Source organism: Shewanella sp. MF05913 (assembly GCF_059758095.1).
The window spans coordinates 36,752-58,819 of the sequence record NZ_JCAYNT010000009.1; the positions used below are offsets into that span (position 1 = coordinate 36,752).

The 22,068-nt window shown below is 39.2% G+C and carries 18 protein-coding genes; 13 read left to right on the forward strand and 5 right to left on the reverse strand.

Features of this window, described 5'->3' with window-relative positions:
- Positions 1-189: 189 nt before the first annotated feature.
- From AC19MV_RS12150 to AC19MV_RS12185, 8 genes are all read left to right on the forward strand, one after another.
- Entirely contained in the window at positions 190-2,175 is a 1,986-nt protein-coding gene (locus tag AC19MV_RS12150) for a TnsB C-terminal domain-containing protein (protein WP_498307832.1), read from the forward strand.
- Positions 2,175-3,647 carry a TniB family NTP-binding protein gene (locus AC19MV_RS12155; protein WP_498307834.1) on the forward strand — a complete coding sequence of 491 codons (1,473 nt, stop codon included), beginning with the start codon at positions 2,175-2,177 and terminating at the stop codon, positions 3,645-3,647. The genes AC19MV_RS12150 and AC19MV_RS12155 overlap by 1 nt, the downstream gene beginning before the upstream one ends.
- On the forward strand, positions 3,644-4,534 hold the full coding sequence (locus AC19MV_RS12160) for a TniQ family protein (RefSeq protein WP_498307836.1): 891 nt from the start codon (positions 3,644-3,646) through the stop codon (positions 4,532-4,534). The genes AC19MV_RS12155 and AC19MV_RS12160 overlap by 4 nt, the downstream gene beginning before the upstream one ends.
- Positions 4,531-6,117: a TnsD family Tn7-like transposition protein gene (locus AC19MV_RS12165; protein WP_498307838.1), complete on the forward strand. Its 1,587-nt coding sequence runs from the start codon at positions 4,531-4,533 to the stop codon at positions 6,115-6,117. Before AC19MV_RS12160 ends, AC19MV_RS12165 begins: the two co-directional genes overlap by 4 nt.
- Before the next feature lie 240 nt (positions 6,118-6,357).
- Positions 6,358-7,209 (forward strand): hypothetical protein, encoded by an 852-nt coding sequence (locus AC19MV_RS12170; RefSeq protein WP_498307840.1) that lies wholly within the window; start codon positions 6,358-6,360, stop codon positions 7,207-7,209.
- A complete protein-coding gene (locus AC19MV_RS12175; RefSeq protein ID WP_498307842.1) occupies positions 7,199-7,969 on the forward strand; it encodes a hypothetical protein in 771 nt (256 codons plus the stop codon). The genes AC19MV_RS12170 and AC19MV_RS12175 overlap by 11 nt, the downstream gene beginning before the upstream one ends.
- A gap of 63 nt (positions 7,970-8,032) precedes the next feature.
- A complete protein-coding gene (locus AC19MV_RS12180) occupies positions 8,033-8,338 on the forward strand; it encodes a hypothetical protein (protein ID WP_498307844.1) in 306 nt (101 codons plus the stop codon).
- 109 nt (positions 8,339-8,447) lie between these two features.
- Positions 8,448-8,759 carry a hypothetical protein gene (locus AC19MV_RS12185; protein WP_498307846.1) on the forward strand — a complete coding sequence of 104 codons (312 nt, stop codon included), beginning with the start codon at positions 8,448-8,450 and terminating at the stop codon, positions 8,757-8,759.
- 141 nt (positions 8,760-8,900) lie between these two features.
- On the opposite strand, the gene AC19MV_RS12190 is transcribed toward AC19MV_RS12185, so the two are convergent.
- Positions 8,901-9,155 (reverse strand): type II toxin-antitoxin system Phd/YefM family antitoxin, encoded by a 255-nt coding sequence (locus AC19MV_RS12190; RefSeq protein WP_498307848.1) that lies wholly within the window; start codon positions 9,153-9,155, stop codon positions 8,901-8,903.
- 524 nt (positions 9,156-9,679) lie between these two features.
- On the opposite strand from AC19MV_RS12190, the gene AC19MV_RS12195 reads away from it, so the two are divergent.
- From AC19MV_RS12195 to AC19MV_RS12210, 4 genes are all read left to right on the forward strand, one after another.
- Positions 9,680-11,125 carry a hypothetical protein gene (locus AC19MV_RS12195; RefSeq protein ID WP_498307849.1) on the forward strand — a complete coding sequence of 482 codons (1,446 nt, stop codon included), beginning with the start codon at positions 9,680-9,682 and terminating at the stop codon, positions 11,123-11,125.
- Positions 11,126-11,173: 48 nt separating this feature from the next.
- Complete coding sequence (locus AC19MV_RS12200; protein ID WP_498307851.1) at positions 11,174-12,103, forward strand: NYN domain-containing protein; 930 nt, start codon at positions 11,174-11,176, stop codon at positions 12,101-12,103.
- Positions 12,104-12,180: 77 nt separating this feature from the next.
- Positions 12,181-13,152 (forward strand): HNH endonuclease, encoded by a 972-nt coding sequence (locus AC19MV_RS12205; protein ID WP_498307853.1) that lies wholly within the window; start codon positions 12,181-12,183, stop codon positions 13,150-13,152.
- Between the two features lie 74 nt (positions 13,153-13,226).
- On the forward strand, positions 13,227-14,564 hold the full coding sequence (locus AC19MV_RS12210; RefSeq protein ID WP_498307854.1) for a competence protein CoiA family protein: 1,338 nt from the start codon (positions 13,227-13,229) through the stop codon (positions 14,562-14,564).
- A 121-nt stretch (positions 14,565-14,685) separates the two neighbouring features.
- On the opposite strand, the gene AC19MV_RS12215 is transcribed toward AC19MV_RS12210, so the two are convergent.
- The 3 genes from AC19MV_RS12215 to AC19MV_RS12225 form a co-directional block, all read right to left on the reverse strand.
- Positions 14,686-14,937: an AbrB/MazE/SpoVT family DNA-binding domain-containing protein gene (locus AC19MV_RS12215; protein ID WP_498307856.1), complete on the reverse strand. Its 252-nt coding sequence runs from the start codon at positions 14,935-14,937 to the stop codon at positions 14,686-14,688.
- A 658-nt stretch (positions 14,938-15,595) separates the two neighbouring features.
- Entirely contained in the window at positions 15,596-16,657 is a 1,062-nt protein-coding gene (locus tag AC19MV_RS12220) for a nucleotidyl transferase AbiEii/AbiGii toxin family protein (protein ID WP_498307858.1), read from the reverse strand.
- Positions 16,654-17,277 (reverse strand): DUF6088 family protein, encoded by a 624-nt coding sequence (locus tag AC19MV_RS12225; RefSeq protein WP_498307860.1) that lies wholly within the window; start codon positions 17,275-17,277, stop codon positions 16,654-16,656. Before AC19MV_RS12225 ends, AC19MV_RS12220 begins: the two co-directional genes overlap by 4 nt.
- A gap of 115 nt (positions 17,278-17,392) precedes the next feature.
- Here AC19MV_RS12225 and AC19MV_RS12230 point away from each other — a divergent pair, with 115 nt between their 5' ends.
- Positions 17,393-19,735: a TOTE conflict system archaeo-eukaryotic primase domain-containing protein gene (locus AC19MV_RS12230; RefSeq protein WP_498307862.1), complete on the forward strand. Its 2,343-nt coding sequence runs from the start codon at positions 17,393-17,395 to the stop codon at positions 19,733-19,735.
- A gap of 369 nt (positions 19,736-20,104) precedes the next feature.
- Here the strand turns inward: AC19MV_RS12230 and AC19MV_RS12235 are convergent, their stop codons facing one another.
- Entirely contained in the window at positions 20,105-21,916 is a 1,812-nt protein-coding gene (locus AC19MV_RS12235) for a hypothetical protein (protein ID WP_498307864.1), read from the reverse strand.
- Between the last annotated feature and the right edge of the window lie 152 nt (positions 21,917-22,068).

The following is a 22,068-nucleotide window of genomic DNA, read 5'->3' on the forward strand; positions in this document are numbered from 1 at the left end:
TTTGGTCCCAGTGAAGACGCCGATCAAGAGTGTTTTATTGGTGATAAAATAATCAAAGAGGATTACCTGGTGGTCAATATTGATATCCCGCTAAATGTTGCATTTGCTATCAATCTCGACTCTGTCGCTAAATTTCCTATTCAACTGGAATACAGTGAATTACTGAATAAAATCAATGATGAATCGTTAGTGCTATTTGAAATGGACTGGCCTATCGATGCATTAATGGATCTCGATAGTTTACCAGAACACAAGAGAAAGAAGGCGCTTGAGCGGTATCAAGTTATAGAGCCTTTACTGAAAGACCTCGACAATGTGCTGCGCAACGATTATGGGCAAAACTGTATTGCACATGTCATCGAGCAAACCGGGCGTAGCAAACAGTATGTATACGACTGTCTATATTCGTATTTCAGGCTCGGTCAGCGCCGATCTGGATTATATTTACCCATGGGTAAAAATACGAACCATCTTCCTAAAAAACGAGAGTTACGCGTAAAACCAGGGCGTCCGAATACGGATATCGCTAGAGGCAAGATTCTCGACGAGTATGATTATAAAAATTTTAAAGCAGCTAAACGTCTTTATGCAAAACGTAATGGACCGTTTATTTCTGCTGTTTTTATGCTAATGACAAGAAAGCATTACTTTTCATCAAGAATTAAGAATGATTTTCATACCGCACAAAAAACTAAACGTCGTTTTAAAGTTGAGTTAGTAGCACCAGATAAAAGACCAACTTATAACCAGTTTTACTATTGGTTGTGTAAAGAGTTTGGCGGTAATTTACCTGCCAGAGATAAAAGTCGTCAGAATGTTATTGAAAATAAAAAAGACAATGCCGGCAGAAAAGGTGACGCATATGCGCATGTTATTGCACCTGGGCAAGTTTTTGAAATCGATGAGACCCCATTTACTGAAGAACTTGTGTCAGTTTTCGACCCCACTCGCTCGACTAAAATTGGCAAAGCCACCCTATATTTCATCATAGATGTATTCAGTAAAGCTATTGTGGGTCTGTACATCACAACAGAAAACCCTTCATACAATACGGTTCGTCAGGCCATTTTTAATAGTGCGCGTGATAAACAGGTCTGGTTTGATGAAATGGGACTCAATTTTGACGCCACTTACTGGCCAGAATCTGGCGTTGCGACAACTTATTTTGTTGATAAAGCTGAGTTTCATAACAAAATTTCGGAGGGACCGATCTCTGATTTACCAGTAAGCGTTAAATTTTCTCGCTCGGGTCGCGGTGATGATAAGCCCAATGTTGAGCAGCTTTTTCATATTTTTCAAGGTTATTTCAAAGGTATTAGTAAAGGTAATCAAACCCGGTCTCAACAAGATATCGCGCGTCAATTAGCGCGAAAACATGCTTGTCTGACCATTCACGAGCTTTATCAAATTGCCATCGTTTACGTGTTTTATCATAACAATAATCGCGTAATTCCAGATTACCCTAAAGAAAAAATCATGGTATGCGACACCATTCCTAGTATTCCAGCGCAATTGTGGGCCTGGGGAGAGAGAAATCGCCCCGGTTATTTGCTCAATCTACCGGATGATGAACTTTATTTTAAATTGCTGACCAAAGGCGAGATCACGGTTCATCGTGATCACTTATATCTCAAAGAAAAAGGCCTTCGATATAACTGTGAGTGGATTTTAGAGAGCGGCCTTCAAGAGCGCAAGCTCCCCAATCAGCGCAGTCTGATTTTACCATGCAGATATAACATTGAAATTGTTGATGTTATTTTGATTTGCACATCAGACGGGTTAAAAGTAGCGACGTTAGATCATAAACATAATTGTTTTGCAGGACTGTCTTTTGAACAAGTTAAGCAACACAAAGCACAAGAACTTGAAGAGAATGCGCTTGCCATTGAAGACCAACTGCAATATTTGCTGGGCGTCGAAATGTTTATTGAACACAAACTGACTCAAGCTGAAAAAGAAAAAGTTGCGGGCACGATGCCCAGTCTTGCAAAAATTAAAGACAGTAGAAAGTTTGAAGCGCTCGTTAATCGTCAAAGCGATTTAAATCGCTATCTGCAAACACTGCATTCACAAAGTATTCTCGGATTCACTCAACAAAATGATGCTGTAGATGAAAATGAAAATGAAGATGAACACAAAACGTATTCAGCATTCTATCAAGAAGAGAATAAATAATGAAAAAAACGTTACCCATTTCAATCGCATCCGCCCAATATCGACATTCAAATGTCTCGTCATATCAAGGGAATCCGCTCATTCTGGCTTTGCCTAAACGTCTAGAGCCTGAGCGATTTATAACAGTTATGTCTCGCATTATTCAAGCCGAGATTAATGATGTCGACATGCCTGATGATGATCGAATCGCACAGTTAAGGAACATTCGTCAGATGTTGATTATGACGCCACAACATCTTGATTTGTACAATGAATTATACGACCTGATTTGTAATGGCTATGTCGACAGAAATCCGACTCGTGTTGAAGTCATCGCGTGGAGTTATGATATCGCGGATAGTCATATCAATATTAAAAATATAGAACGTCCACTCCTAGAAATGGCGGGGACTGCTACCACTGCTGATGCGATGTTTATAACGGGCATATCTGGAAACGGTAAGTCACGAGCGATTGAGTCTATTCTGACGAATCTATTTCCTACAGTCATTGAGCATCAAACTGATTCGTTAAGTGAACCACAGATCACTTATATCAAAGTCGATATGCCGCATAACGCCAGTCGCCCAGGACTTATCCACCAGATTCTCTGTGAAGTTGATAACGCGCTTGCGGCGAGTCGTTGCGCTAAAACGGGTTACGCCCAATCTGTGAAGAAAACGAGTGGCAAATATTTAGATATTTCCAGCATGATGGCGGTACTTCGTAGTGTATTAATCAGACATCATGTGGGGCTACTCATCATTGATGAATTTCAAAATTTGCAGGTTGCCTCGAAACGTTATAGCGAAGAAATGATACAGTTTTTTGATGAGCTGACTAATACATTGTCCATTCCCAATGTGAAAATTGGTACACCCGATACGCTATTTATTTTTGATAAAAAAGGCCGTCATAAGCGCCGTATTGGTGTCACTTTTGAGTTGTCACGATTCACTCAGCAGCATGACTGTGATCGCATGACGAAAGCGCTATTTGCATACCAGCCGATCAAAAAGCCTGTTGAAATGAAAGATGATATGGTGGCGTTGTTATTTGATCTCTCAGCTGGTGTCCCATCCATTCTAATTACGCTGTGGGAAGCTTGTCTCATTGAGGCCATTCGCAGTGGCAAAGAAACACTTTCGCTGAAATTGATTCAGCAAACGTTTAAAAAACGCTTTCCGCTCATGCGCATGGTTACACGTAATATTAATCAAGGTAAAAAAGGGCGACATTCCGATTTACTGACTGTACAGCAATACCTCGACTCAGGAAATAACACGCTAGCAATCAAACACCTACAGAGTTTCATGTCATCAACGGAATTAACCTCTGATAGCGCTAAAGCCGTTAAAACTGATATTGATAATTTGATAACATCGAATGAATTCTCTGAAGCGGATTTACAAAAATTAGCAAAAATTAAAACGGATTTAGATAGCAAACGCGGACCCAAACGTCCACCTCAAACTTTGGATCATGACGAATGATCCGTGTTGCATTGTTGCCAGGTGAACATGTGTATAGCGCATTCGTTCGAGAGCGTATGTTATCGGGGCAAATGCACATTAATACCAAGCGATTTTTTGAGATAAATGACATTGCGTATCATCAAATGCATTCGCAGCTGTCGTTAAATAAAGATCTCCTGAGTATTATTCGAAAAATGGATTTGTCTCCGGAGAAAATCATAAATACTCAACTGGAGCACACGCCCGTATCGCTCTGGTTATTGAGTGCACCTCTTTGTGGGGCGGAATATACTGTACCTAACAATATGGCGTTTACTGCGTTAAATATTGACCGGCGTTGGCGCTTCTGCCCGCAATGCGTGGCCGTAGATAAAGCGCAGCATGGTGTGTCGTACTGGCATAGTACCCATCATCTCTGTGGTGCCAAGGTATGCCATATTCATGATCAGGTTTTATACTCTCATGATGAGTTAAGAGTGTTGACCTTTACACTTCCCCATCATTGGTCAGATACCGCTGATGCAATGACAGTTCAACCTTGGGAAGTCGAATGGCAACCGTTTATCTACCATGTTGATAAAACGATAAAAGCAGATCCTCTTTGGCCCAATCGAGTAAAGGCACAAATTCGCCGATATTTGAATTGTGAGTCTCAATTGCCCCTGAAGCAGAGCGAGCATAAACGCTTCGATGTGTTAGCGAAGCAAATGACGGCTGAATTAGGTCAAGAATGTATGGCTGGATTATTTTCGTCGAGTCGACCTGACAGAAGATTGAAAACCAACATACTTTGGGCGACGTTATCTGGCCAAAATCAAGAGGCAAAAGTACGACATCCATTATTCTGGTTAGTGATTATTTTCTGGCTGCGCAATGAATTGTCAGAGTGCCAGCATTTGGTATGAAAAACCTCACGCCTTATGCTAACGAATCAATTTTCAGTTGGGTGGTGCGATACCACCTAATGTGCAGCGTGGGACATGAAAAAAATACTTATCAAACCCTATTTGAACAACCCAAAATTCGCCTGCATCCCTATCTACCTCACTCAATAGGCTATCTAACCGGTCTCGGTGGACTCACCGCACAGCAGTGGTTAGTTCAACATACGTTATATCCGCTATTTCAGTTTTTTGGTCATGATGCAGAGCAAAAGCTGTTGTCTGTCATGCTTCATGGCACGGGTAATCCGGTCATTACCGCCAATATTCCTCATTCAAGGTTCAACTTCTCTGCTGGCCATCGGGTGTGCCCATTGTGTTTGTCTGAACACCGACAGATCACGGGTACTCCGATGTTTGATATACGTCATCAAATTCCTGGGCTCATTGTTTGCCCTCTTCATCACTGTTTGCTGGTGGTGTTAGCCAGTGGCGATGCCGGACTAGATCGGCGATTGACGTTTCACCATGCAGCCATGACTCCTCATGTCTATCGTGTTGAACATCAAATGAGCATTGATTTTGCAAAGTTTTGTTGGGACTTCCTCGAACTCATCAAAAACGTACCCTGCGATTTAACGTTGTTGCATACCCACTATCGACAGCAATTAATGCACAAGGGGTTTATGACTCGCTCCGGGCAGATCCGCATGGCCAAGTTAGTGCGTGCTATTTCTGAGTGCTATCAAGATATGGTGTTTGATCTTGATAGGACATTTGAGTTTGGCGAGCGTTTTTTAGGGCCATTAATTCGCGATAAAACCCAGACGTTAAGCCATCCGTTTAAACATCTGATTTTAGGTTTTTGGTTGTTTGATAACGATCCTCTTGGTTTTTTAGGGCAAGAAAGCCCATTTCAACTGATGCCCACCTTTAATGCCCCTGTAGTGGTTAATGATGATCGTGAGCGTATTTTGTCTCTGTTGTCTGAGGATTTGAGTATGTCGCAGATTGAGACGATGACGGGGCGTAGTCGCTGTTATATCCGCCGTATTGCAGAGCTTGCAGGGATAAAGCATTCCAGCAATGCCAATGCGTTTTCGCACAGACAACGTCATTGGGTGCTGTTGCTAGGATATCTTGGGCGACATCGACACGATATTGCGCGATCTGTTGGGGTGGGGGTGGGTTATGTGGAACAGCTTATCTCTAATACACCTGGGTTGGTGCTGTGGCGCCAGCAATTAAGTGCAATGAGGAAGCATCAGGCGTCTGTGATTGAGCTACTTGATGCGCGTCAGTGTCATCCTGACTGGCGTAGAAAAGAGCTTAAAGCCCACCACAGCCGGGCATTTTTTCATCTATATCATCATGACCGTGATTGCTTGGAAGCTATTTTACCTCCTGCGTTGAAACCATTAAAACAAAGTAAGAATTGGGACGCTGAGGATGAACGGTTAGCTTTGGCGATTACCCAGCTTGAGGGCGCAGTGTCGATGTCATTAACGGCGATAGGAGCAAAAGTGCGTGATAAAGGGAATTTGATTAAACGCCTCGATAAGTTGCCATTAACGAAGGCGCTGTTGGTGAAATTGGGGGTGAAGTGAGGATGCGTCCAATGGGAGGTTATGTTAAATCGGTGAGTTTGCTTGTGTTTATGCGGTGTTGGCGAGAATTCAGGGCATAAAGGCGTATTTTGAGTGGTGATGTTGCATTCAATGACGGCTAAATGGGGTGAAAGTTTGTTTCAGATTATGCTGACATTTCGACTTGGTGATGGGCGGTAGGTGGTTGGCATCAAATTGAGGCTGTAAGGGGAGTTTTTACATGTTTTTAAGGAGTGTTGAATGGGACATGAGAATAAAAAACGCGTGTATTGTTTGAAGGCTAAACCGCTTTATGCTGCTGAAAACCAAGGACTCTATCACCAACGAGGTGTTCAACCTTTGTTTTGTCATTGTAATGCGAATGATGAACTTGTGGCGCTGGTGATGGATTTACGGGAACAGTTGATGGCTTTGGATTTATACCAGGTGAGTAAAGTGTATCCAGGTGCTCGGTGGTTTTTTGAGTTAGGTGATCGTTACTACTCTCAGGTGACAAGCTTTATCCATGTGACCCACAAGATGGTTTATTTCAGCGGTCATTTATTACCTTATGATTCGCCACAATTTCAGTCTTGTGCTATCCCCATTGCGGAGTTGTTATTCAATCAAGGCGAATTCAAAAACATAGATCCTGTGGTGCACTATCACCCTCGAGTGAAAGGGTTGATTGATGAGATTGTGTCTAAAGAAGCAGAACTCAGTCGCCGATTCGATCAGGCTTGCGCACTGGAGCGATTAGTTGATGCGATGGGCGAACTTGATGAAGTGACGTCGGTAATCAATACAGATTTAGAGGCTCATCAGCATCGATTGAAAATGGAGGCGAGTGAGTTGAGCTATCAGTATGATCAATTAGAGCGGGATATCGAAGCATTGAGTTTGAAGATGCTTTATCAGTGCTTTCAGGTGCAAGTAGGTGATTGGGTGGCATCCAATGTACTGACAAGAGGAAAAACAATTCAATTAGTGGTGGCATCTGCGAGTTATTCAAATGGATGGTTGTTTATTAATGGCACTAACGTGACTCAAAAAGGGGTGGTGGGAAAACGTGATGAGCGCATAGCACTAAAGGTATTACCTGATGAACATTGAAAGCAAGTTGAAACAGATAAGGACAAGCCGAAAGCGCAGAGTTGTTCTGCCCTTTCATCCAATGCCCATCGGTGGCATCGACATTTCTGATGAGTTGTTTGCAGGGGTCATGATTTTCATTAAAGCATTGTTTAAGCGATTAAAGGTGCAGCAGTTTGATATTCAAGTGACGCATTGGGGGGAAATATTTTTAGTCGAGCCAAGTCGTGGCATGTTTATCCAGTTATCCGTTCATTTGAGGGTGAATGATGTTGATGTTAAACAGGTGAAGCAGGATCTTAAGTCTGATGATTATAAGGCCTATCAAGATGAGTGCTTTGCTCATGAGTCATTGTGTGTATCGTTTCGGGTAAATCGTTCAGGCACGCAGTGGCGGCGTTTTCCACTAGATGTCACATCGGTGTCTTTTGATAACGTAATATCGACGATCATTAAGGCTATGCACTTAAACGTTGCAAATTTAACACCCACCGTAAAGCATGAATCGAGTCGTGATATTCACACCATTGATGTCGATGATGTGGTGGCATTAATCCGTTATGGTGCGGCAAAACTTGGCCCAGATTCTCAATTTGCGAGCATCATCAGTGGCGATCGTGAATTTTTGTATGTGAAAGGCTTTACCCTTGATGGCTCTCAGTTGAGGTTTTCGAGTTTTAATCTTAGACAGTATCAGTATTGTCTGTCACCGCAATCAATGAAGGTCATGAAGATATTGATCCCTGATGCGGGAGACACGGTTGTTGAGTTTGTGAGTTGAGCAAATGATGTAATTGATAAGCTCATCAATACCGGTGGGCATTTTATGGTGAATGGAGGCGTTATGAAGCAGGACATTATCGGTTTTTGTGAATATTTTGCAACTGGTGAAGGGATGACTTATATGCTCATGTCAGGTACTGAAGAAGCGATAAAAGACTTTGCTGGCCCTTATTTCTCAATAGGATTAACCTTTTTTTCATTTGAAGATATGAGAAAAGCACTTATTGCTGGTGGGTCCAACGACATTGATAATCCCATAGTTAAAGCCGCAGAGATGTTAAATGGACACTTACCCACTGTCGCTAAGTTGATACAGAAATACGGTTATTGTGAGTTTACATACAAGTTGCATTACAACCTGGCTTAGTTGTATTTGACTAGGTGGAACAATTTTATGTGCTACCACAAAGTAACTGGACTGATGATAAGTAAATTCTAAATTGGGTATATCTAACATGAGCAAAAAGCCGATATCTATGGATTCTTTAAAAAATAAGATAGCAAAGCAAGACTCTCAAGACTTAAGCGCTTGCAATAGACTAATGTTCGGTAATATTTTTGAAATTATAGATAAGGATAAAGCGATCCTTCTCAAGGAAAGGTCAGATATGTGTATCGTAATCAGGGAAATTTTGACGGCAAATAAGATAGCAAATTCTGCCGAGCATAAGATAGCTTTAAAACGGATTGAACAATTGTGGAATGCTGAACCTGATACAGAGTTGGGAAATGAACTAGATGAATTGGTAAAAATTGTTTGCCAATATGAAGAGAAATTCTTGGGTTAGGCATACGAGCAGAGAGGGCCACTTTAGCAGGCCTTACCATCTGTTTTCAGAAAGCATTCATTAGGTCACGAGCTAAGGTAATACTCCTTAAAATCTAGCTTTTTGCCACATTTATCCAGCTTTTAATGTTAAAAAGAAAATTTAAAGATCATTTTTATTAACTTCTATTTCTGGCTGGTTTTGACGTTCTTCAAATAAAGATGTTAATTCGACATCTTCAAGTTTATCCATCATTGCTTCATATGTATCAGCTGGAACACAGTAAAAGACAGGTTTATTACGATTTAATACTGCAACAGGTAAGCCTTCACCTTGCTCAACAGCCTTCATGGGGTTTCTTTTAAACGCAATTAAATCAATAGTATAATAAGTTAATACGGGTCTAATGGTTTGCATGATAAAACCCTCCTTGTAATGGTCTATGTTTTGATAATTGAGCGTTTTGAAGTGGTCTTGCTTATAACTTACCCCGAAAAGTAGTAAATCCAAATGCCAAAATCGTCTATATCTGGACATTGATATAGCTATAAAACGGCGGTGAGCTTTGGTTGGCCACTACAATAAGCCTACTAAATACTTAGTGAGTTTTAGTTTGACTCTAGAGATGAACGTTATGCCCTACGAACAGGAATAAGTATTATATAGGTTGAATATAAGTCTTTTATAAGTTTTTTTGGTTGAATCTTATGTCAATTGTTTATTTTTTAATATTTGTTGCTTTTATCACTGCTTACTGGCGTTTTTATAGCGATATTATGAAAATTTAAAATTGATGCATAAGTCTTTTTTTTATTTATCACTCTGTTTTAATTCGTTTTAATTTTAAATGTATAAGTTTTTTATAAGTAAAATACTTCTTTATCTCGTTGTTTGCATGTGTAAAACTAATTTCGAATTATTAATTAGGAGCGAGAATTCACATGCAAGAAAAAAATGAAATTCTCTTCCCTGTCGATGCGACTGAAAAGCATCCACATACTAGGGAAGTTATAAAGTTAGCTGAAAATGCTGGGATTAGCTTGACCGAAATAAGCGAGATGCTTAAGTGCTCTCAGCCTTATGTAAGCCAGTTAAAGGCTGGAAAAGGGAAAGCAAAAATTGCTGATTTAGAACCGTTGATTAGTCTTCTTTCACCGAAATTACCAGGCGACAGCTTTTACACTTATACCGTTTTTCGAGAAGCAAAACCTCTACTGCCAGATGATTGGGAACAGCAAGTCTTAATGGAAGGGTTGGCGAAGGCTTCTCTTGAGACCGAGCATGGACGTTATCCTGTGGGAGATGAAGGTTTTGACATTGTAGAAGAGCATCATTTTGACGCTCTCGATCATATTGATGAGAATGGTCACACGTATCGATATAATCATTCTCCTTTAGGTTTCATTCGTGAAATTAAAGATAGGGAAAATGAACTAAGAGAAGCATATGACATCTATCTTTCTGAAATAAAAGCTGAAAATGAGAGTTTGGAACGTGATGATGAAGCACTGAAAAGATGGACTACAGATATTATTCGCAATTTGCCTTTACACAGTGAGTTAACAGATCAAGCCATACAGATTGAAGATACGTTGAATCGGCTTTTAAAGCCAAGGTATGACAATGCAAACCGATCAGCAGTACCGAAGACTTGGAGAAACTCTACTTTAATCGAGGCTTGCAGAGCTGCTGCAAGTCGCTTACAAATTCCTCCATTAATAAAGCCATATATTCAGGAGGTGCCTTTAGATTTTTCTGATTCAGAGTTGGTTCTTGCACCAGATATGCATGCTGCTAGATTACTAAAAAAACTTGAATCGTATCAAAAACAATTTGATACGATGAGACTTAAGAAAAGGAATCTATTTAGATTAAAGGATCTATATCAACAAAGTAAGTTGTCCACAATTTTGAATCAGATAACTCCAGATCCACGCAATATGCCTAATTGGGGAGAATATGGTAAAGAATTATTTGGTAATTACGTTTGTAAAGTATTTCGCTCGGCTAATATTCCGCCCTATGAAATTAATCTAAGTGAAGCTTTTTTACAGTGGTCTAGTTGCATAGAGTACCAAGTTGATGAAGAGCAAGTGCAGATCTGTGGGAAAATGCTGCATTCTGAGACTCTTGATGGAATTCAAATTGTAATTCATGAGCTCAATTCAAAGAAGTTTGTATACCTTTATACCTTTTATTGTGAGGCGCTCAAGTGTGAGGTCACCCTATTGTCAAAACCACTTTCGGCTGTGCAACTTCTGGAACAACTTAAGGCTGAAGATGGGGGGGACACCTGGGCTGGTGAAGTTGGTCCGCTGATTATTAAATTAAAAAATTCTCTAAGTCAAAGTGGCTATAGAGTTCCAGGAATTCGCGCCGTTTATTAGTGGGGTTGCGCCTGCTGAATGCAGGCTTTATTGACAAGGATTGTAATTATGTCAGCTTTAACATTCGCAGTATTAGTCGATGGTGAAAATGCATCACAAGTTCAATATGCATCAATGCTTGAGGAAGTAGAAAAGTACGGCACTGTAGCAATTAAATGGGTTTATGCTGATTGGACTGCTAGAGAGCAAGGTAGCTGGCAAGATATTCTTCATGAGACGGCATCAAGCCCAAAACAACAGTTCCACTACGGTAAAGATGCTGCCGACCATGCTTTAGTCATGGATGCTATTGAGTTGATTAGTAATAATCAACGAATAAATGCTATTTGTATCGTATCAAGTGATGGTGGATTTTATAGTTTAGCGCAACGAATTCGTGAGAAAGGGTTGCATGTGATGGCTATCGGCAAAGAAAACACACCAGAAAGGTTTCGTAAAGCTTGTCATAATTTTGTGTTTACGAAAAACTTATCTGATCCTGTTACTCGTTTAAGTCACCAAGATCTTAATGCTTTGCTTGTTGATTCCTATCTAAGATGTGCAGAAAGTAATGAGCCGGTATATTTAGGGGATATGGGGAATATGCTAAAGATGTTTGATTCATCTTTTGACCCTAGAAATTATGGTTTTTTAAGCTTAAAGAAGCTAATAAAGGATAAAGCAGAACTTTTTGAGATTGTTGATGAAAAAGTTGATCAATGTTTTATTGCTATGCGCACAAGTAACAAAAAAGCGTCAGGAACAACTGTGCAAGGTGTTATACGAAAATTAGACTCAAAAAGAGAGTTTGGTTTCATTTCTTCCAATCAAGGTGATTACCATTTTAGCTTTATTGAAGTACAGGGAAATACTACGCTATTAAAGGAAGGTAAGACCGTTTGGTTTAAAGTTCCTGATATAGATTCGAAGAAGGATTTAGCTAGTGGGCAGTGTCCTTCAGCTAAAAATATTGTATTGAATAAGCAGCAAGTTGCTTAAGCCAATACTTATAAAAAGTTGCTTTATTTTGTAAGTGACTACCATTAATTAGTTCTTATAATTAGAAAGGGATTCCTATGAAAAAGACTTCGATTGATCGATTTTTGAATGCGAGGGAGTTTCAACAGGTTAAGTATTTTGTTTGTAGCAAAGGAGTTGCGTGGCGAGATTGTGGTTCGGATTTTTTAAATATTAAAAGTGCACTTTTTGGCGATAAAGGGGCAAATAGATTGTTAAATGAACCTACTACGCACCTTAGCAATCAAATTTCGCGTTATGGCTTTCCTTATTTTTGTGCAATCTGGCTTGTTAGTGAACCGGATGGTTTAGATTTAGCGCTTTTGGTTGACGAAAATGAAATAGCTTTTGTGCCTGTTTCTTCTGTAGATGGATTCTCTAAGGTCAATGTTTATGCTTGGGAGAGAAAAAACATTACAGATAAAGCTGGTCTTATGCAGGACGCTGAAAAGATGCGAGCCAAGTTACGTTCAATATTTTTACAGTCTTCAGATAAGCTTTCTTTGTCTGAGGCTGCTTTCGATAAATTTGTGGAAGCTAAAGCAGTTCAGATTCAATCTACCGACATCATTGATGATTTAACCGAATTCTTAGGTCTTGGAAAACTGACAGAAACACAATCGCTGGTTAAAAGCCGTGTTGGTCAAGGGCGGTTTAGAAAAGATTTGATCGAGTATTGGGGGCAATGCGCAGTAACAAACTGTAAGACATTATCTTTATTAAGGGCATCGCATATAAAACCTTGGGCTGCTTCAGATAATATAGAACGACTAGATGTATATAATGGGTTATTACTAACCCCAGGTTTGGATGTAGCCTTCGATGCTGGACTTATAACATTTTTACCTACTGGGGAAATGATGGTATCTGAATATCTTCCAATTTCAGATCTTCCTTATTTAGGTATTTTTGAAGCCACACAGAAAATTGAGCACCTGAAAGAAGAACATACGAAATATCTTAATTATCACAGAGAGTATGTGTTTGAGTGTTGGTTGAAAAGCAATACAATGCCGCTAAAGCTAGTTTAAAAAAACTCACACAATCAATACTGGCAAAAGCTTTTCGAGGTGAGTTTGTCGGTTAGCAGTAATATGGAAGTGACATGAGTAAAATTGTTTTAGTAAGACAAAACTCGACAGGCAAAAAAATCAGTGCTCAAGCTATTTTGGATGGAAATGCGCAGAAGTTTTCTTTTGAACGAATGGCAGATGCGCATCATCGCTCTGTTACGGGCGACTCACAATATTCATGTCCAATGTGTAATGAACCGTTGTCTATTAAAACGTCTTACAATAGTAATAGGTTCTTTTCTCATAACCCTAACTCTCCAGATTGCGAATGGAAAACTGATGATGAAAGACCAGACATACCCTCTGAATTAACGGCATCTGAAGGTCGCTTACATAAGTATTATAAAGCGATGATTCAATTAGCGTTAAGCCGAACCGAAGATGTCGAAGAAATTGATTCCGAAGTTTGGGTTTATATTGATGACGCGAAAAAAAAATATCGACAGCCTGATGTGCAATGTAAGTACAAAGGAGTCCCAATAGCGTTTGAGGTTCAAGTTTCCAACTTGGCACCAGACATAATAGTCGCGAGAGAAAAAGACTATGAGAGTATTGGTTGGAAACTCATTTGGCTACTGCCGATGGAAAAACGCTTTATTACACGAGAGGATATTCTTCATAACCCTTATTCAAATGCTTTTGTGTGCTCAATTAACTCAACGTTGGTTGACCTTTGGGAAAAAGAACAAACGATTAGTTTTCAATGCCCCGTCTGGAAACCGTCAATAGGCCATAGCAAGGTAGTTGATGGTAGTGAATACCATACTTTCAACCTTGATGATGTAATTACCTCTTTACCCGAAGATGATGGCTACTTAATGCCTAGCGACTTTAATTTTCCTAAAGGCACAGTGAAATACTTAATAGAGGTTGGCACTGAAAATCTACTCAACATACTTTCATGTCCAGATGATTATCGAAGTCCCAGTAATCGCACACCTCAAGACTTAGCATTGGACGATTTCTTCCTTAGACAACTTGAATTCACTCAAAACCTTAAAAATGCTGTACGACTTATTGGCAGCATTAAAGTTGGTAAAAGCCTCTGGGAAATTGAAGGTGGTCTTGAAAAAGCGCTACTCTTTAAACTCTACCCAAGAATTTTAGATAATGATCAAACGTTGAGTAAAAAGTATGCAACGTTTCTACCAGCAGCACTCGCGGCAGCATTAACTTATAATCCAGATCTTTTAGATACTGAAGTTTTTGGTGCTCTAATAGCTGAACTGCACGAAAATGAGATATTTGGAGATGTAGAAACGCCTTTAGACTCTATAACAGGGCGAGGAGATGATTTTCTCTTAGCAATGTTTCCAAGACTTTCAATGTTTTGGAAACAGGCATTTATTAAAGATTATATAGAGTTATAGGCTCGAAAGTTTAATGGGCGAAATGGATCAAATAATTCCAAATTATAATGTAGTGGCTAATTCAACAGGCACATACATCGCCCTTACTTGCTCTAAATTCAATTTGTAGTGATCAAGATATTTAGAAAGGTTCCTTACCTACAGCAGGTGCATCAAGCCATTCTTGCTCTTCTGGCGATATAGGTGTCGATTTATCACATTTTGCCAGTAATTCCTCCAGAGAATACTCATGCTTTGGGTTAAGTATTAGTCTTCCATTATCGATCGTTAAATGAATAGTTGCTCCTAGTTTTAAATTTAGTTCTTCAAGAATTGTCGGAGGAATTGTTAGCATTACGCAGTCACCTATTTTAAGCAGTTTCGATGTAACCATGACTGTTCTCCTATAGGTTTACATTCAGTAAATATAGTTTCGATTATGGTGTTGTACAAGGATAATAACTTCAATGCGCTAGTGGACTTACATATTAGCCAACGGAGGGGCTGACTGCTTAAATATAATTAAAACAGCATCTTAAGATTGTCTTCGTTTTAATTCCATGAAAGTACTAAACATAGCAACGCTGCATCAGGTGTCACAGCCTTACTTTGTCTTCGTTCTAATTCCACGATTACATAATTGAAATGATGAAATTAAAACGAAGACTATTTGAATTAAACGAAGACAAACTTTTTGTGCAAATTGCTTTTAATTTCAATCAATGGACTCTTTAGAAGGTAAGGTAGTAAAGCGAGACATTCAAGACTTAAATGCTTGCGAGGGACCAGTGTTCGATAATATTTTTGAGTTATAGATGAGGATAAAGCGATTTTTCTCAAAGATAGCTCAGATATGTGTATCGTTATCAGGGAAATTTTGACAGCAAATAAGATATCGCATTCTGCCGAGCATAAGCTAGCTTTGAAACGGATAAAGTAATGCAGAACTTGATACAGAGTTGAGAAATGAGCAAGATGATTCGGGTGGAATTGTTTGCCAGTATGAAGAGCAGTTCTTGAACTTGTTGTGCTTTTAATTCTATTTGAGCTTCCTACAACAATGACTTGATATGTTCATTGAATTCATTTTGTGTTGCTTCAAGCCGTGTAACTATGGTGTCGAATGGATCTGGCGTGGTAAAAAACATGCCACCAGCAACAGCCTCGGCATGATCATGTGCAATACCCGCTAACCTTTTAACTTCTGGGATCAGTTTTAGTTTACCTTGAAGTATCTCTTCGTAGTCAACCCCAGCGCTTGCCCAACGGTGCTTTTTCATTCCAATAACGGCAAACATGGCTTCAGAAGTATTTAGGGGATCGGCAAACTCCATATTTAGAAGGCAATCTACATCGTACCAATGTCGAGCGAGTCTATTTGGGTTGGGGGCTTTTTCTTGGGTTGAAAATTGGTGTAATGCCGTTAATTTTTCCCAGAGAATGAAATCCCTCTGATATGCCATTACGCTAGCTTTTGGTAGTGCTAGTGATGTGAAATCAGGAATGCTGTCCATATAGCAATCAATATCGATGATTTCAGTTGGCTTACCTCTGTTTCTTCCGCCAAACTCCAATAATATATGATCAAGCTGGTAGTCATTATTGCTGTGGGTTACACGTGGAAAATGGATATCAATTTTTTCACCATGCGAGTCAGGTTCAAGCTCGGCAGACAGCCCTTCTATGTTGTACTGCGCAAGACGATGATTCAGCTTTTCAACTAAGTCGTTGCTCCACTGCATAAGACGTTTCTGTTGCTCATCTCTAAACTTCTTATTTTGGCTATTGCTCTGAATGCTCTTTTGCCATGCTGCAAGCTCAACATCTACTGACAATCCAGACAGATCGGCCCAATGAATCGATAAATCAATATCTTCGGAGAAACGCTCAATAGCGCTCCAGCATTTACTGAGTGCTGTTCCACCTTTAAATGCTACCGAGCAGTCACCGAGTAACTTTTCGTCGTATAGTAGGCGAAGAATTTCAGTAACCCAGATATCTTTTTCCAAAAAGTTAGCCACTAAACCATGCTCATGTTGTTGGGCAGCATATGAAAACATGTTTGCAAGGTCTTCATGTTTAGATTTATCGGCGTACAGGTCAAAAATACTCATGATTGAAGACTGTTTTCTAGCTGATTTAATTTAGGTTTCCATATTACTAATGCTGGACTATTACTCAACTTTCTAATAACCCTAACAGCTTCTTTTTCTTGTAAATTTAAGCGTTTTATAGCCATCATTAAGGTAGATACTGGGGTGTGTTCAGGCGAAAGGGAAAGTAACCCTCTAAATAAGGCTCCCTCAGGTTTGTTTATCCACTGTAATTTGGTTTCAGTCGTGTGTTTTACTTGGACAACTTCATTGCCAACGTGAAACTCACGAGATGGTCCAGTTGTCCAATATACGGTTTTAACTGGTGCCTGAGTTTGCATACCGAGCCGATAAGCCACTTCTAGCCCTTGAGGGGTTATTTTATACTTGTTACTCCGCGCCCATGTCTTCGCTACTTCTTCAGCTTTTGCTGTAATGTTAATCGAGGGGATACTGGCTAAGGGTTTTGGACGAGAATAAATGCCTTTTGCTAAACGAGCAACTTGGCCTTCTTTGGTTAATCGGCTCATCGCCTTTTGAACAGATGTCGTAGTGCCTAGAGAGTAAAAACTCTCTATGGAAAATGGAACTCCTCGTTTCATTCGAGATAATCTATTGGCAACTAACGCTGAAACAGACACTGTTAATATCCTGACAAGATGTAATTGGTGTGCTTTAATTGTACCCCAGTTAAAATAAGGTTTGTAGCTATATTTGTGTCAGAATTAACCAAGTCACAATGGGAGGCTAAGGGTTATGTCTTCAAATGCTGAACTAGAAATTATAGATAAAAGACTTTCTGAACTAGAAAGTGAGCGACAAATCTTGCTCGCAAGACGCTCAGCTTTGCTGAACTCTAATCTTACGGTGTTACGCTTAAACACTGCTCAGAAGATAGATATCTATATGGGACTTTTTCGTGGACGAAAAGATATTTATGCTAATCGCTGGCAAAATAAGGAAGGACGTGGCGGCTACTCGGTTAGTTGCCATAATGAATGGCAACAAGGCATATGCTTTAAACCTAAAGTAAAATGTACAGAATGTGTTAATCAAGCATTTAAGTTGTTAGACCAAAGCGCCATATACGGCCACCTTTCAGGTAAACAGACTGTAGGTTTATACCCACTTTTAGAGGATAATTCTTGTTGGTTGCTTGCTGCTGATTTTGATAAGTCAGATTGGCAAGTCGCAGTGCAAGCTTTTAGAAAAGCGTGTAATGAACTGAATATTTCTTGTAGTGTGGAGCGATCTCGCTCAGGCAATGGAGCACATGTATGGGTGTTTTTTGAATCACCAGTATCAGCGAAAGATGCTAGACAACTAGGTTTTACATTGCTCGACAAAGCGATGGAGTTTCATGCAGGAATTTCATTTGAGTCTTATGATCGACTTTTTCCTAATCAGGTTTTTTTACCGATTGGAGGGTTTGGTAACTTAATTGCACTTCCTTTGCAGTATATTCCTCGTCAGCAGGCTAATAGTGTATTTATTAATGAAAACTTAATGCCATATGCTGATCAGTGGGCATATTTGACCTCTGTTAAAAAGGTGACTAAACAACAATTAAACGCGATTGTGATAGACACACCTGAGTTAAAGTCTGATTTAAATAGGAAACCTTGGGAATTAAATTATTCAACAAAATCAGAGTCGATTAGTGGCTGCCCTAAAAAACTAGTATTAGTGTTAGCAAATCGCATATATGTGAACATTACTGAATTACCGCAGCCTTTGTTGGCAAAACTAAAGCGAATTGCTAGCTTCTCAAATCCAGTCTTTTTTAAAACTCAAGCTTTGCGTTTTTCTACCAATGGGATCCCGCGCTTTATTTGCTTAGCAGAATTAGATAATGGCTATTTATCATTGCCTCGAGGTTGTTTTGATGAGGTGTTACGTTTACTCCAAGGCAATATGATTGAAATAGAGTTGGATGATAAACGTAAACTGGGAGTGCGCCTGATGGGATTAACTTTTAATGGTGAGTTGAGGTCTGAGCAGAAGAAAGCTGTTGCTGTATTGACAAAGCATGACACTGGTATACTTCATGCGCCTACGGCATTTGGTAAAACAATCACCGCAATTGGTCTAATCCATCAACGCAAAGTAAATACTCTTATTTTAGTCCACAGCCGACAGTTATTGGATCAATGGAAAGAGCGTTTAACGGCATTTCTTGAAGGTTGCGATGTGGGTTTAATAGGCAGTGGTAAACGAAAACCAACAGGGCAAGTTGATATCGCGACTTACCAGAGCTTGATTAACCGCAAAGATAACACTATCGCTCCGTTGTTGTATGATTATGGTCAAGTCATCATTGATGAATGCCATCATATTTCAGCACCCAATTACGAAAGGTTGCTGAATGAGGTTCATGCAAAATATATCTTAGGGATCACTGCTACTCCGAATCGTCAGGATGGTCATCAGCCGATAATCTTTATGCAGGCCGGACCAATAAGGCATGTAGTGGCTAATGAAGAGAGTAAGTTTATTCAACAAGTTAAGCTCACAAAGTTACAATCAGAATTGCCATCAGATCTATTAGATGAAGATAGTCGTCCACATATAGCAGATGTTTATCGTTGGTTGATGAATGATGATAAGAGAAATGCCCTTATTATTTCTGATGTGTTAATGACTGTTTCGCAACAAAAGCATCCTATCATCCTAACTGAGCGGCGGGAGCATGCTGAGATATTAGGTGAGCTATTGTTAAAAAATAAGATTAGCTTTTCGCTCTTGCGTGGTGCTATGGGCATTAAAGAGCGAGATCGTGTAATGGCTTCAATTAATTATACTCAAGTCATAGTGGCAACAGGAAAATATATTGGTGAAGGATTTGATTTACCAAAGTTAGATACTTTGTTTCTAGTATTGCCGATCTCTTGGAAAGGTTCGCTTATTCAATATGTTGGTCGAATACAAAGGCAGTTTAAAGGTAAAGATAAGGTAGTAGTGTTTGACTATCTCGACTCTGCTTTACCTATGCTTAACAGAATGTATCAGAAGAGAGCTAAGGGTTATACTGCTTTGGGGTATAGCATTACTGAGAAAAGCGGTGAATTGCTTCAGGCTAAACTCTTTTTGGATTTATAGGTCAATTTGTAAGCATCGTAATTTAAAAATATTCAGGTAATATTTCAGTAATCTCGAGTTTGTTAACGCTTTTTAGTAAGTCATTAACAATTACCGATATGTACTAATTATCTCTTATTAACAATGATTTGTGATTGTCTTCGCTACAATTTCATTAAAGTGTTAAATATTGCCGTCCATTAGCAAGGCCTGCAGCCTTACTTTGTCTTCGCTCCAATTCTACGCTTACATAATTGAAATGATGAAATTAAAACGAAGACTATTTGAATTAAACGAAGACAAACTTTTTGTGCAAATTGCTTTATGATAACCAATGTGATTGATTTTTAAGCTTAAAGTTTGTCTTCGCTCTATATTGTATTAAGCGCGTTATCGTTTGCGTCTTTGGAGCAAAAGTGCTGTATTGCTTCTAAGTAACAGCAATACAAAGAGAAACACTAAGACGTTAACTCCTATACTGCCACCACTTGAACCACCTTCAGAACCATTACCATTAACTTCAACCTCTAGTGGAAACTTAAGTATTCCACCTTGGCCATCATTGACCGTAACGCCTATGGAGTATTTTCCTGTTTGAGCCGAAATGATTTGTAATCCCCCATAATCATCCACAATTGAGTTCGGTGGAAGGTTGGCAAATGTGTAGATTAAAGGGCTATCGTAATCAGGGTCCCAAACTAAATCTTGCATGGCAATTTCATAAGAACCACCTGCTTTTAAGTACTCCTTGTTCAGTGGGCTTATTAACTCTGGTGCATCATTTATATTTTTAAAATGGATAAAAAAACTGGTGAGAAGTTTTGTGCCTGAAAATACTTCAACCCTGGACCTATCGATCATTTCATAGTTACCACCACTGGATGGAACGAATAGATCCTTTTTCCCTGGCTTACCTGTTATTTTTTCGCCGTCAAACGTTAATGGTGCTGGCAGCCCTTTTATCGTCAATTGACTTGGGTTGGTATAATAGTTTTTGAGGTTGATCTCATTGTATTGATCTTGTGTCCACTCAAAACTATTTAGAGAGTCTAATTGTGTGATAGGTAATGTGTTAGCAAGTTGAAAAGACTGAATAATTTTAGCCGACTGAGCTATGCTTAGCCCATATTCCTCCTCAATAAGAATGCATTCACTCATCGCAAGTAAATTTCGGGTTTGATTTGTATAATGTAACGATAATTTTTCTTTACTGTAAATTATCGCTCTACATGTAGGCCCTAACCCATAGTCTGTATCTGCTACAAATTGTACAGGTAAATTTATATCCTCAACCCCACGTCCTGGAGTGAAGCCTGAGTCTGACCATTGATCATTTCCATAAATGTAATGTTTGTCAGGATACAAATTAGTATTACCGGAGTAGATAAATAATTCTGATTTAGTGCTGAGTGCAGTAATCCCTTTCAATCTAACATTACTTGGTAAACTAATATCATTTAGTAAAAAAATATTACCGAATTCATCGAAGCGGAATATGTATGCCTTAGCTATGCCTGTGTTGCTATCAGATATTTCAAACAGAAATTGATTAAAACCAGCTAGGAAATAAGTTCGGTAAAAAGCTGATGTTGTGAAATTTGATAAGTCAGGTAATTCACCTTGAACATCTTGGCAAGTGATGTCTGTAACATTCACGGTGCAGTGTGTCGCGATGATGGCATTTTGAGAATATATCAAGCTAAATATAGTGTTTTCAGATGATTGAGTAACATTGATATACCCCCCCATACCAGGGAAAAGCTCTACTTCTTTGACCAGTTTAAACCCATCATTTAAATCAATACTTGAAAGATAATTACTGGAGTCGAGGTTGTCTTGATTACTGATAATTAATTTATCGTCAATCTTTGCGACAATCTTGAAGTTAATGTATTCATTATCCGCGAAATCGAGTACGACTTTTTGATTGAATTCAAGTAAATGCGATGTTGGTTCATATTGCCAAATATAAAGTGTCTGTACAGTGATATCTGAGTCGAGATTATTGCCAATTAAATAAAGCGTATTTGTTGATTTATCAAAGTGATATGTTCTTACGCTGTCAGGGTATAGCTCTTGTTGTTCTTCCCTGTAATCAAGCGTTTGCAAGATGTTAAAGGCATCTTCTGCGGCACTCGAAAAACACATTAAGCTCATGCTGGCTAGGATGAACCCGCGACAAAAAACCACAAACTTATTCATTGAAAATCCGTTATCCAATTTAGTTAGCCGTAATCTATCCGACATTTATAAATGTTTCAAGTATGTTAACCAGCCCGAATGGATCATTATTTTAACGCTAAAATGATCTATTCGTTTTTAATTGAACTTAGGCATTAATAAAGGGGGGAGGC

Bases quoted from the DNA above. Each gene is read 5' to 3' on its own strand.
- AC19MV_RS12155 (WP_498307834.1), top strand. From the start codon at position 2,175: ATGAAAAAAACGTTACCCATTTCAATCGCATCCGCCCAATATCGACAT.
- AC19MV_RS12160 (WP_498307836.1), top strand. From the start codon at position 3,644: ATGATCCGTGTTGCATTGTTGCCAGGTGAACATGTGTATAGCGCATTC.
- AC19MV_RS12165 (WP_498307838.1), top strand. From the start codon at position 4,531: ATGAAAAACCTCACGCCTTATGCTAACGAATCAATTTTCAGTTGGGTG.
- AC19MV_RS12170 (WP_498307840.1), top strand. From the start codon at position 6,358: ATGGGACATGAGAATAAAAAACGCGTGTATTGTTTGAAGGCTAAACCG.
- AC19MV_RS12175 (WP_498307842.1), top strand. From the start codon at position 7,199: ATGAACATTGAAAGCAAGTTGAAACAGATAAGGACAAGCCGAAAGCGC.
- AC19MV_RS12180 (WP_498307844.1), top strand. From the start codon at position 8,033: ATGAAGCAGGACATTATCGGTTTTTGTGAATATTTTGCAACTGGTGAA.
- AC19MV_RS12185 (WP_498307846.1), top strand. From the start codon at position 8,448: ATGGATTCTTTAAAAAATAAGATAGCAAAGCAAGACTCTCAAGACTTA.
- AC19MV_RS12190 (WP_498307848.1), bottom strand. From the start codon at position 9,155: ATGCAAACCATTAGACCCGTATTAACTTATTATACTATTGATTTAATT.
- AC19MV_RS12195 (WP_498307849.1), top strand. From the start codon at position 9,680: ATGCAAGAAAAAAATGAAATTCTCTTCCCTGTCGATGCGACTGAAAAG.
- AC19MV_RS12200 (WP_498307851.1), top strand. From the start codon at position 11,174: ATGTCAGCTTTAACATTCGCAGTATTAGTCGATGGTGAAAATGCATCA.
- AC19MV_RS12205 (WP_498307853.1), top strand. From the start codon at position 12,181: ATGAAAAAGACTTCGATTGATCGATTTTTGAATGCGAGGGAGTTTCAA.
- AC19MV_RS12210 (WP_498307854.1), top strand. From the start codon at position 13,227: ATGAGTAAAATTGTTTTAGTAAGACAAAACTCGACAGGCAAAAAAATC.
- AC19MV_RS12215 (WP_498307856.1), bottom strand. From the start codon at position 14,937: ATGGTTACATCGAAACTGCTTAAAATAGGTGACTGCGTAATGCTAACA.
- AC19MV_RS12220 (WP_498307858.1), bottom strand. From the start codon at position 16,657: ATGAGTATTTTTGACCTGTACGCCGATAAATCTAAACATGAAGACCTT.
- AC19MV_RS12230 (WP_498307862.1), top strand. From the start codon at position 17,393: ATGTCTTCAAATGCTGAACTAGAAATTATAGATAAAAGACTTTCTGAA.
- AC19MV_RS12235 (WP_498307864.1), bottom strand. From the start codon at position 21,916: ATGAATAAGTTTGTGGTTTTTTGTCGCGGGTTCATCCTAGCCAGCATG.